We start from the raw sequence: 9,199 nt of genomic DNA on the forward strand, positions 1-9,199 counted from the left end.
CCTCAACTTGCGGCCAGTGCCGCGCTTGCTTGCTCTTGCGACACCAGACCGGCTGCGACGCAATCGGCGGCCATTGCCTCGGATAGGCCAAAGACCTTGCCCCCTGCCGTGATCAGTTTGGCCCAGAAGGCGCGTTTCTCGCTTTGGTCTGGTGGCGCGTCAGCCTTGCTCGGCAGGTGCAGCCGCCAAGCCCCGTCGACCAGCCAGTTGTCGGCGAATTTCACCTTGTCGGCGTCGTAGGTTTTCGAGGCGTCGGCGTAGCGCTGTGCTGCGGCGATCAGCGTTTGCGGATCGGTGCCACCTGCCAGGAGTTCGGACCACGCCTCCTCGCCTCTGGCCGTTTCCCTCGGTCGAGGATGTGCTTTGAGAAAATCGAAATAGCCGTCGTCGTTGCCCGGATCGGGCGTAGATGACAACGAAGAAGATTTATCTTCTGAGTTGTTATCTCTCTGGCCTCTGGCTTCTGGTCTCTGGGGTTTATCCCGACCCTTATCCGGGGGCTTATCCAACGCCGGATTTTTCTTTGTTTTTGATAGGGTTGGGTTACCCCCACTTTTTCCGTTTTTCCGCGCAACTGCGGTCTTCTTCGCCATCTTGGCAAGCTTCCGTGAATAAATAACGCCCGCGCGCGTCCGGGAGAATACGCCTGCCGTTTCCAGTTCACCGAGCAAGTCGGGGATCAGTTCGGAAGGCGTTCCCACCAAGGCGGCGAGTTGCGCATCAGTCACGGAGTTGCCGTTGACGAGAAGGTGGCCATACGGGGTGGCCTCGTGCATTAGGCAGATCATTTCGGCCCAAAGGCCTCTTGCCGCCAAGCCGCACATTCTGAGCGCCGGGTCAGCCCGCCAGTCAGATGTGTAGAACTTCAGGAAGGGCATTTTCGTAGTCACTTGCCCCTCCCCTGTACCCGCGCCAGCGCCTTTAGAAGCGCGTTGCGAGTGGTTTGTGTTGCCGTGCTGGTGGTTGCCCCGGCTGGGACCGGTTGTAGCGCCACACAGGCGGCGTGAGCGCGATCCGCTGGCATGATCAGGGCAAAGCACCCCTCGGGGATTTCTACCGTGTCACCTGCGCGCTTGATGGCTATTCCGGTCATAGCAGTGTCCCCTGTCCACGATGCTTGTCGCGATATAGGCGCACGCGCCTCCACTCGTTCGGAGCGCTTGGCGGTCGGTTCACATCCCAAACAAAAAAGCTATTGCGTTGAGGTGGAGATCCTCCTCCTCTGAAATCGATCTTCCAACAGCACAGGTATTCAACAGATGGGGGATTCTCCTCGAAAATTCGATCCATTCCGTTGATACGCGCAGCGCACCAGTCTGCATTAAGCAGTAGCGCTATGTAGGGCAATCCAAGGTCGAACGAATGGAAAAGCCAACGGCCATGACCATCGCGCGCATTGATTTCGCAATAAGGTGGGTTCGTGACATTGATAGGCGCAAGTGCTTTGCCAAAGTCGTAAAAGCTGCCCAGCCGCACGCCCGGCCAACCGCGATCTACCAAGTCGGTGCCGGTAACGTCAAAGCCATGCGCTTGAAAAACCCTTGCCATGTGGCCTGCGCCAACAGCGTTTTCCCAAATCAGATTGCCATGGGCTCGCATGTGGTCCGCCTCAGCCGCAAGAAAGGCCTCTGTTGCGTCAGGTGGCGTCGGGTCGTAATCCAACGGGTCGCGTCCCGCGTCTGGCTTACGTTGCTCCGGCAAATCCCCCATAAGCAACTGTGCCGGATGCGGCTTGGTTTTTGGCTTAGTTGCCCGAAACAGTGATTTGGCGGATGCAGCGCTCATACCTCGACCACCTTGACGCCCTGCGCGGCGGCAGCGGCCTTGCGCACCTCATAGTCGCGTGTGGGCATGCCTTTGGCATCTTCAAAAATGGTCAGCCCGGTCTTGCTGTCGATATAGGAGAAATCCACGGTAAGGCGCATCTGGCGGCCTTTGCGGGTCATCATTGGCCCGTCGCGCCCTTCGAGCATGATTGGCACCTGTAGCTTTAGGTTTGAGATTTGACCGGCCCGTTCCAAGGTGCGCAATTCCGACCAACGGTTGGCTTCGCGCTTGCTGTCGAACTTGATCCCTTGGACGGTGACTTTTTGCGCGCCAAACTTGTTCTTGCCCTGTGCCTGCTCTTTACGAAAAGCTGCGGCTGAAATTCGGTCTGTCATGTCAGCCCCTTTGCGCGGCGCATCCGGCGGATGCTTTTCATCATGATTTTCTGGCGGGTTTTGCGAAGCTGCTTGATTTCGCGATTCCGCAGAGCAATGCGGCGCTCGATTTTAGCGGCAGCGATCAAGTCTGCATCGTCAGCCCAGCCGGTCCACGGCGCACCGCACTCGAAAGGCTGCAATGGCTCTTCAATCTTAGGGTCAAGGATGCTTAGCACTTTGCGCGCGTTCACATCTTCCAAAAGAGGCCCGCCATTATGGTCTATCTGTGCAGCAGCTACGGCTGCACGAAGGGGGTCGCGAATTGGGGCGGTCATATCAGCCTCTCACTTTTTCCTGGCCCAATAGGCTGTTTCAATTTCGGCCAGATCGGCAGTGTCGTGGTGTCGCTTGCAATGCTCCAAATCCGCACCCATGACCTTGTTTGTCTGGACGGTGAGCGTTGCGGTGGACCGTTTGTGCTTGGCCCCAATTTGCCCGAGCGTCAGGCCGCGCGCCCGGTCGTAAACCACGGCCAACAACCGTTCGTCTTGCTGTCTTGTTGCTTCGGTCATCACGCTTTAGCGCCTCCTGCGCACATGTGGCCGCTGCGGTAGACCCACGCCAGCCGCGTCTGGGAATGGACCGTGATAACCGGCCCGGTGATGTCGTAGCCCAGCCCCGTTGTTGCTATGAAAAGTGCAAGCGCGATGGGGCTGAGACAGATCATTTGTTCACACAATCCGCACGGGCGGGGTTAAACTGCCAAGCCCCCGCCCGTGGGCCCTGCTCCGTGAGTGTGATTGAGTGCGGCAGGAATTCAGAATTGCAGTTTTCTGCAAATTCGAGACACGCGGATGCGAACGGCTATCCAAAGCCTCCGCACCGTGTAAAATGCCAACAGGGGGGCCAGTTTTAACCATTTCATTCATCACGCCCCTCTATACGTTTTGCGGCCGCTTCAAGCCGATCCAGATACCCCTGCACCGCTTTGACCGCCCATGAGGGCATGTCATGCTCGCATTTCATCCAATTTATGATTTGTCGCGGGCTTACCCCGAGCGCCCTACTGCCCTTTTTGGCAATCGCGTCTTGTGTCGGACCGTCAAAGGCCCGTCGGACAAGTCTTGAATCCTCTTTCCGTGAGGCATCCCGAAAATCCGTGTTCGTTTTTGCAAGATACTGCATGCAAGTTGCTCCATATTTCTCTTGTGGCTGAGAAACTGAAACCGAATTGGAAAACGAGGGCGTGGGGATTGTCATTCCGCGCCCTCGGGAGTTTGGGGGATGCCCTTTTGCCCAAACAGTTCCGGCGGGCAGTCCACGCCAGCGGACGTTGCCAGTTGACGGCAAGCCTCATGCCATGCGGAGGAAAAACGTCCCCGCACAACACAATTACTCACCGCAGTAAGGCCGACCCCTACTGCATCCGCGATCTTCTTTCGGCCAACAGTGTCGGCAAATTTTTCAGCAGTGTTTTCCATGCCCCTATAATCCACATTTGGTGGATGCATGCAAGACCACAATTCGGAAATTGCCCAATTCTCCACAATTTGTGAAAACGAGCCATGTCAAATCAGCCAGAATTTTACATTATAGGTAAGCGCCTGGAGGCAATACGCCTCGGGTTCTCAGAGCCCTCACAAAAAGCTTGGGCGGAAAAGCACGGCTTCGGCGCGACCCAGTACAACAATTGGGAAAAAGGCAGTCGACGCATCCCGGTCGAAGCGGCGGAAAAGCTTTGCGATACCTACGGACTGACCTTGGACGCAATATACCGAGGGAGACTGGACGGACTCTCCGAAAAGCTGATGAATATGCTCTGATCAACCCGGCCTATCGCCGCGACAACCGAATCCAACGTAAGGTCGAGATCATCCGCCAGCTCGATCATCCTATCAAGCCGCGCATCTACTTCGGCTTCCAAGTATTCCTTGCCCATAATATTTTCCTCCCGAGTCGGGATAACCTGACCGCAAGGTACAGCTTCCCGTTTGCCGACCGCCTTTGGCTGATCGACCCCGATTCTTGAATTTTTTGTTTTTTATGCTCTGCCCGGTAATGTGTCAGACGCGTCGCAATGCGGCAACCGCTAGGGCTAGGTGCGGCTTGCGCGGGTTCCGCCACAGGTCGGGAACCTCCCCACATTTCGCGGGGGTTTAGCACGTTAGCGAAAGCAGGGCAGGACGCAAAGTCGCAACTTAATTTGAGGTTCCGTTAGCTTTCAGGGGGTTGCAAAAATGTCTTAATCTTACGGCGGATAAATGACCGATATTCACCCTTCATTCCGGTGTGGCGCGGGTGGGCGTCAGGCTAGGGCCGTTTGTTTCTGGGTGGTGCGGGAAACGATCGTGTAACGGTTTCTCAACTACTGATCAGGATATTGCCCCCCTAAGAAGATGTTATTTGCAAAGGTTGACTAAAGCTGCTTAATCCCAGCCCAACGTCAACGAATCGGGACAACCGGTCGCGGCTCAACGGAGCTTGGCAGTGATAGACTAGGCCATGAAATTGTCAGAATCATTGATTATGACGTCTCAAGAGCCATATGGTACTAATGTATTTAGGGAGCAAAGCTATGGCGCAACGTGCACACGCTTACGGCAGGAACGTCTCAAATCACCAATCCTTCCCTCGGGAAGCTGATAGTGAGTTTGAACCCGTTGAAGACGCAAAGATTACAGAGTGGCGTGAAAAACTGAACGCCCGATTTGGTATTGGTAAAGGTAATTTGGTTGTTATCGATGAGCCTAACACCTGAAGAACTTGCAAATGAACCCGCTTGGACGCGTAGCCCGCCACGACTTTTTCAGGTTGTGACGGGCTTTTTTCCGGAAACCAGTCCGAAAGAAAACTGGGCCACAAACCCAAGACCGCTACTTGTTTGCGGGGTCGCCAAAGACCCTACAAATGGTATGTTTGTTTGCAGAATTGCTTATGGAACGACCAAACTAGACAAGAAGAGGCATCCAGACGAACTGATAATCGGGAACTTGTCCATTTTGGACGCAATCGGGCTGAAATACCCGACACGGTTTGTCACAGCGCCGGGCAGCCAGATGGTCATAATGCCTTGGATAAGTGAATTTTTCCAGCCATGGACTGGCAACTCGTCGCCCATCGTCGGCACCCTCCCAACTGATATGCAAACTCATGTTGGCCATGACCTGGCCTTGAGGACCGACCTCCCAGCATTTTAACCCCCGGGCGCACCCAGCGCGAAAACGTCGCGCCCGACACCATCTAACCAAACACCCCGCAATCGATTGTAGCGCCCCGCCCTAACGGCGGGGTTTTCTTTTGTCGGGAATCGGGTTGAACAAAAATCCACCTTTTGTGAATTTAAGCCTTGCGCATCCACCTTTTGTGGATTAAAACATTCCCAACAGCCACCGAAGACGCCACCCGGCAGATCGCGGCACCAGATGGGAGAATGACGATGAAGATGCCTGCAACAGTTTACACGGTCCTGACCACATTCCCGAATGCGGGCTTTGGCAGCGCTGGGGACGCAACAGAGTTCCGCGAAGAGGCTTTTGAGCTTTACTCGGGTTGCATCGCTGACGAGCAGCCGACACGCGTCATCGCCATGACCTTCGACGTTGAGACCGGCGAAATCGAAACCAGCCGGGACGTAACCAGCGATTTTCAAGACGATCTGGACCTCCTTGCAGAGACAAGCCCAGACGCCCCTGAGCCAAGCGACAGCCAATGCGACGACGCATACGACATGCACCGCATCGCCGCCGAATAACCCGTTCACTGCTGCAGCCCCCTCCTCAGGCCTTCGGCCTTGGGGCTGCCAACTAGCGCGGCTTGCGGGTTTCTCCCTCCCTTCCGCAAGCCGCGCACTTTGAAAGGACACACCATGCCTCTCGATCACACATCCGGCGGGTCTGAAATCGCCCTTCACACATACCGCCCTGACCCGTTCCCCGACACGCTGGACTTGCCGCGCGTTGAGCCGTCCGCCCGCGCACTGGTCGCAAAAATGGGGGCCGAAGAGCTTCGCCGCCAAGCACAGGAGCGCCTGACGGAACGCCGTTGGGGAAGCCGCTTCACCAAAATGTGGGTGATTTACCACGCAAAAAACGCCCCGATGCTTACTCCAATCGCGTTGCTTGCGGTTATCGCCGCCGGGGCCGTTCTCAAAATTACCTACGGGGGTTGATGGGATGGAGCACCTCCACCAAGGCGAGCACGATATAAGCGACGATCTCTATTTCGCTGACCCATGCCCGGAACCCTCGTTAAGCGCGACAATGGCCAAGGACTTCATCTTTGGAACCCCACTGCACGCTTGGACCGGCTCGCAACGCCTCAACCCATTTCACCAGCCAACGAACAGCACCACGTTTGACCTTGGTTCCGCATTTCACACGGCCATGCTTTCCCGCGGTGCCGACATCGAGGTGATAGACGAAAAGGACTGGCGCTCGAAGGCCGCGAAAGAAGCGCGTGAAACTGCCCGCGACGCAGGAAAAACACCCCTGCTCCGCCACCAATTTGACGACGTGGGAAACATGGTCGACGCCGCGCGTATCCAATTAGGCGGCCATTCGTGTGGCGACCCTTTCACCGGAACCGATGCGGAACTCACCCTGATTTGGAAGCAGGACGGGGTATGGAACCGCATCAAGGTTGACCAGATAGATCGCGAAAACCGCATCCTGTACGACCTGAAAACCTGCGCTGGATATGCTGATCCTTACTCTTGGCTAAAAACAAACATGCGCTTGGGGATCGACATACGCGTCGCCCACTACATCGAGGGGGCAAAAGCGGTCTTTGGCGGCGATTGGCGCTATCGCATTATCCCTGTTGAAAAGACACCACCACATGGCCTGTCAGTGATCGAGTTGCATCCGTTTGCTGTGGACGTTGGCGCCGAAAAAGTGAAACGCGCTCGCGAGATGTTGCTTCGTTGCCTGCGCCGTAATCAATGGCCCGGATACCCCGCTGAAATCTGCCAAACGGAACCGCCCGCGTGGTTCGAGGCCGAATGGCTTGAGCGTCAATCCGCAGAAGCCGCGTTTAAAAAAGCCCACGGCAAGGACGTGCTGGACTTTGCCTTCCAGATGCAAGCCCCAGCACATGCCGCAGAATAAAGGATCCTCCCTATGACAGCACATATTCGCTTCATTCCCGTTACGGAAATTCACGACCCATTGACCTTGAGCATCGGCCTATCTGGCGGGTCGGGCACAGGGAAAACCTATACAGCCCTTCGGATGGCGCGCGGAATCGCCGAAGTGATCACAGGGAAATCGGGTGCGCCGATTGGGTATGTCGACACCGAAAACAAGCGGGCACTGCATTACAAAGCGGCCTTCCCTGAAATGGCTCACTGTGATTTTCAAGCGGTAGATCAAACCGGCCACGTCGTTGGCTTTGGCCCGGAGCGTTGGATTGAAATCATAGACGCAGCTGAGGCTGCAGAGCTTCCAGTCCTGATCCTGGACAGTTTTAGCCACGCTTGGGAAGGTGTCGGCGGTGTCCTTGATATGCATGCCATTGCGCTCGAAAGGCTCGTCCAAGAAGCCGAAAAGCGTGCAAATGGCCGGTACACTGTTGACCCTGCAAAATACGGCCAGTTGGCATGGGCGGAAGTTAAACCCAAGTATCGCCGCCTGATTGATCGCATTGTTCGCGCCAAGTGCAACATCATCATTTGCACCCGCGCCAAGCCCGTGATGCAGCAAGGATTTGGCGACAAAGCAAAGAACGCGCGCAAGACCAAGACCCGTCGCGAAGATGTACCTTGGGACCCGGCATCCGACGCTGACCTGATGTTTGAAATGACAACAATGGTGATCTTGGATCCTAAAGCACCCGGTTGCCCGGTTCATCAAATCAAAGTGGCCGACCAATTTAAAGGCTTGCTCGACCCGCGCGCAAAAATGGGTGAACCCACAGGCCGCGCAATGGCAGAATGGGCCAAAGGTCAGGGCGACGCTCAACAGCAAAAGGAACTGCTCGACAAAGCCCGCGATGAAGCTCGCAAGGGCAGAAACGCCTTCACGGCTTTCTTCAACAGTGATGAGGGCAAAGAAAACCGAGCCCTAATCCGCACAATTCTCGCAGAGTGCCAAGAGCTGGCCAAAGACGCCGATGCATCTGCCGAAGACAGCGACGACCCGTTTGCCAACGAAAAGCCCACCCTGTCACCCGAGCAAGAAGCTGAACTCTTGAGTAAAATTGAGACCGAGAACGAAGCAAACGCCACCTAACCCCATGTCGGGCATTCAGCCCGCATCCCCCGCCGCAGATATTTCGGCAAATGGACGCGGCGGGGGCAGAAATACCAACCAAGAAGGAATGACAGAATGGACAACGAAGTAGACAGCGCATCGGACGACCGCACGGCGAACAATGCCGTTCGCCACAAGTATCGCGTTCTAAGCGACGCGGAAAAGCAGCAAATGGTTGAGCTAAAGGATATCGGAGCCGAGTTTCTCGCCAAGTGCGACGAGATTGGCCAGAGCCGTGAAATGTCTCTGGCCAAGACCAATGTCGAACAGGCCGTCATGTGGGCTGTCAAGCACGTCACAGCCTAACCCCGCCCTCTCTTTCTGCCCCTGCGGGTCAGGGGCAGCGACGGAATGCGACAAGGAGATTTGACTATGACGACCGACATTGCCTTCAAAGGCTTCAATCCAGATTGGACGTGTCGCGGGTTCCAGTTCGAAGTTGGGAGAACCTACGAGCATCAGGGGGAAGTAAAAGCTTGCTGTGCAGGTTTCCACGCCTGCGAATTCCCGTTCGACGTGTGGCGCTATTACGGGCCAGTAGAGAGCAAGTTTGCAGTCGTCACACTGGACGGCGACACAGCAAACGAAAGCGGCGGCGATAGTAAAATAGCGGCAGGAAAGATCACAATTGAGGTTGAACTAAGCCTGCCGGATTTCATTCGACGGAGTGTCGACTGGATATTAGAACGGGCAAAGGACACCGAACAGAGTATCGGCGACCGGAGCGCGGCCACCAACACCGGGTACCAGAGCGCGGCCACCTACACCGGCGATCAGAGCGCGGCCACCGATACCGGCGACCCGAGC

17 protein-coding genes are annotated in these 9,199 nt (G+C 56.0%); 8 read left to right on the plus strand and 9 right to left on the minus strand.

Annotation, left to right across the window (positions count from 1 at the left end):
- Positions 1–2: 2 nt before the first annotated feature.
- The 8 genes from ACRBB0_RS15285 to ACRBB0_RS15320 all read right to left on the minus strand — a co-directional run bounded on the left by ACRBB0_RS15285 (position 3) and on the right by ACRBB0_RS15320 (position 3,625).
- The gene (locus tag ACRBB0_RS15285; protein ID WP_431375312.1) at positions 3–890 is read right to left on the minus strand and encodes a hypothetical protein; all 888 of its coding nucleotides are present in this window, start codon (positions 888–890) and stop codon (positions 3–5) included.
- Positions 887–1,093, minus strand: coding sequence for a hypothetical protein (locus ACRBB0_RS15290; RefSeq protein WP_431375313.1), 207 nt, complete (start codon positions 1,091–1,093; stop codon positions 887–889). The genes ACRBB0_RS15285 and ACRBB0_RS15290 overlap by 4 nt, the downstream gene beginning before the upstream one ends.
- Positions 1,090–1,785, minus strand: coding sequence for a hypothetical protein (locus ACRBB0_RS15295; RefSeq protein ID WP_431375314.1), 696 nt, complete (start codon positions 1,783–1,785; stop codon positions 1,090–1,092). The genes ACRBB0_RS15290 and ACRBB0_RS15295 overlap by 4 nt, the downstream gene beginning before the upstream one ends.
- On the minus strand, positions 1,782–2,162 hold the full coding sequence (locus ACRBB0_RS15300; RefSeq protein WP_431375315.1) for a DUF1064 domain-containing protein: 381 nt from the start codon (positions 2,160–2,162) through the stop codon (positions 1,782–1,784). Before ACRBB0_RS15300 ends, ACRBB0_RS15295 begins: the two co-directional genes overlap by 4 nt.
- Complete coding sequence (locus ACRBB0_RS15305; protein ID WP_431375316.1) at positions 2,159–2,479, minus strand: hypothetical protein; 321 nt, start codon at positions 2,477–2,479, stop codon at positions 2,159–2,161. The genes ACRBB0_RS15300 and ACRBB0_RS15305 overlap by 4 nt, the downstream gene beginning before the upstream one ends.
- 9 nt (positions 2,480–2,488) lie before the next feature.
- Positions 2,489–2,716 carry a hypothetical protein gene (locus ACRBB0_RS15310; protein ID WP_431375317.1) on the minus strand — a complete coding sequence of 76 codons (228 nt, stop codon included), beginning with the start codon at positions 2,714–2,716 and terminating at the stop codon, positions 2,489–2,491.
- A 349-nt stretch (positions 2,717–3,065) separates the two neighbouring features.
- Entirely contained in the window at positions 3,066–3,329 is a 264-nt protein-coding gene (locus tag ACRBB0_RS15315; protein WP_431375318.1) for a hypothetical protein, read from the minus strand.
- Positions 3,330–3,400: 71 nt separating this feature from the next.
- Positions 3,401–3,625, minus strand: coding sequence for a hypothetical protein (locus ACRBB0_RS15320; protein ID WP_431375319.1), 225 nt, complete (start codon positions 3,623–3,625; stop codon positions 3,401–3,403).
- Between the two features lie 84 nt (positions 3,626–3,709).
- Here ACRBB0_RS15320 and ACRBB0_RS15325 point away from each other — a divergent pair, with 84 nt between their 5' ends.
- Complete coding sequence (locus ACRBB0_RS15325; protein WP_431375320.1) at positions 3,710–3,967, plus strand: helix-turn-helix domain-containing protein; 258 nt, start codon at positions 3,710–3,712, stop codon at positions 3,965–3,967.
- Here ACRBB0_RS15325 and ACRBB0_RS15330 read toward each other — a convergent pair.
- A complete protein-coding gene (locus ACRBB0_RS15330) occupies positions 3,892–4,083 on the minus strand; it encodes a hypothetical protein (RefSeq protein ID WP_431375328.1) in 192 nt (63 codons plus the stop codon). The two genes, ACRBB0_RS15325 and ACRBB0_RS15330, sit on opposite strands and share 76 nt — an antisense overlap.
- A 636-nt stretch (positions 4,084–4,719) precedes the next feature.
- Between ACRBB0_RS15330 and ACRBB0_RS15335 the strand changes: the two genes are divergently transcribed.
- The 7 genes from ACRBB0_RS15335 to ACRBB0_RS15365 all read left to right on the plus strand — a co-directional run.
- Positions 4,720–4,902 (plus strand): hypothetical protein, encoded by a 183-nt coding sequence (locus tag ACRBB0_RS15335; RefSeq protein ID WP_431375321.1) that lies wholly within the window; start codon positions 4,720–4,722, stop codon positions 4,900–4,902.
- A gap of 678 nt (positions 4,903–5,580) precedes the next feature.
- Positions 5,581–5,895 carry a hypothetical protein gene (locus tag ACRBB0_RS15340; protein ID WP_431375322.1) on the plus strand — a complete coding sequence of 105 codons (315 nt, stop codon included), beginning with the start codon at positions 5,581–5,583 and terminating at the stop codon, positions 5,893–5,895.
- 114 nt (positions 5,896–6,009) lie between these two features.
- Positions 6,010–6,312 (plus strand): hypothetical protein, encoded by a 303-nt coding sequence (locus ACRBB0_RS15345; RefSeq protein ID WP_431375323.1) that lies wholly within the window; start codon positions 6,010–6,012, stop codon positions 6,310–6,312.
- A gap of 4 nt (positions 6,313–6,316) precedes the next feature.
- Entirely contained in the window at positions 6,317–7,249 is a 933-nt protein-coding gene (locus tag ACRBB0_RS15350; RefSeq protein ID WP_431375324.1) for a PD-(D/E)XK nuclease-like domain-containing protein, read from the plus strand.
- A gap of 12 nt (positions 7,250–7,261) precedes the next feature.
- Positions 7,262–8,371 (plus strand): AAA family ATPase, encoded by a 1,110-nt coding sequence (locus ACRBB0_RS15355; protein WP_431375325.1) that lies wholly within the window; start codon positions 7,262–7,264, stop codon positions 8,369–8,371.
- Between the two features lie 96 nt (positions 8,372–8,467).
- The gene (locus ACRBB0_RS15360) at positions 8,468–8,698 is read left to right on the plus strand and encodes a DUF7681 family protein (RefSeq protein ID WP_431375326.1); all 231 of its coding nucleotides are present in this window, start codon (positions 8,468–8,470) and stop codon (positions 8,696–8,698) included.
- A gap of 66 nt (positions 8,699–8,764) precedes the next feature.
- Positions 8,765–9,199, plus strand: a 435-nt coding sequence (locus ACRBB0_RS15365) for a DUF7666 domain-containing protein (protein WP_431375327.1), incomplete at its 3' end; no start/stop codon positions are given.

This window comes from Pelagimonas sp., assembly GCF_050633425.1.
Taxonomy (GTDB): Bacteria; Pseudomonadota; Alphaproteobacteria; order Rhodobacterales; family Rhodobacteraceae; genus Pelagimonas.

What these genes read in the sequence shown, in the direction of transcription:
- ACRBB0_RS15295 (WP_431375314.1), bottom strand. Translation starts at nt 1,785, where the DNA reads ATGAGCGCTGCATCCGCCAAATCACTGTTTCGGGCAACTAAGCCAAAA.
- ACRBB0_RS15345 (WP_431375323.1), top strand. Translation starts at nt 6,010, where the DNA reads ATGCCTCTCGATCACACATCCGGCGGGTCTGAAATCGCCCTTCACACA.
- ACRBB0_RS15320 (WP_431375319.1), bottom strand. Translation starts at nt 3,625, where the DNA reads ATGGAAAACACTGCTGAAAAATTTGCCGACACTGTTGGCCGAAAGAAG.
- ACRBB0_RS15305 (WP_431375316.1), bottom strand. Translation starts at nt 2,479, where the DNA reads ATGACCGCCCCAATTCGCGACCCCCTTCGTGCAGCCGTAGCTGCTGCA.
- ACRBB0_RS15300 (WP_431375315.1), bottom strand. Translation starts at nt 2,162, where the DNA reads ATGACAGACCGAATTTCAGCCGCAGCTTTTCGTAAAGAGCAGGCACAG.
- ACRBB0_RS15325 (WP_431375320.1), top strand. Translation starts at nt 3,710, where the DNA reads ATGTCAAATCAGCCAGAATTTTACATTATAGGTAAGCGCCTGGAGGCA.
- ACRBB0_RS15355 (WP_431375325.1), top strand. Translation starts at nt 7,262, where the DNA reads ATGACAGCACATATTCGCTTCATTCCCGTTACGGAAATTCACGACCCA.
- ACRBB0_RS15330 (WP_431375328.1), bottom strand. Translation starts at nt 4,083, where the DNA reads ATGGGCAAGGAATACTTGGAAGCCGAAGTAGATGCGCGGCTTGATAGG.
- ACRBB0_RS15315 (WP_431375318.1), bottom strand. Translation starts at nt 3,329, where the DNA reads ATGCAGTATCTTGCAAAAACGAACACGGATTTTCGGGATGCCTCACGG.
- ACRBB0_RS15290 (WP_431375313.1), bottom strand. Translation starts at nt 1,093, where the DNA reads ATGACCGGAATAGCCATCAAGCGCGCAGGTGACACGGTAGAAATCCCC.
- ACRBB0_RS15350 (WP_431375324.1), top strand. Translation starts at nt 6,317, where the DNA reads ATGGAGCACCTCCACCAAGGCGAGCACGATATAAGCGACGATCTCTAT.
- ACRBB0_RS15335 (WP_431375321.1), top strand. Translation starts at nt 4,720, where the DNA reads ATGGCGCAACGTGCACACGCTTACGGCAGGAACGTCTCAAATCACCAA.
- ACRBB0_RS15360 (WP_431375326.1), top strand. Translation starts at nt 8,468, where the DNA reads ATGGACAACGAAGTAGACAGCGCATCGGACGACCGCACGGCGAACAAT.
- ACRBB0_RS15310 (WP_431375317.1), bottom strand. Translation starts at nt 2,716, where the DNA reads ATGACCGAAGCAACAAGACAGCAAGACGAACGGTTGTTGGCCGTGGTT.
- ACRBB0_RS15340 (WP_431375322.1), top strand. Translation starts at nt 5,581, where the DNA reads ATGAAGATGCCTGCAACAGTTTACACGGTCCTGACCACATTCCCGAAT.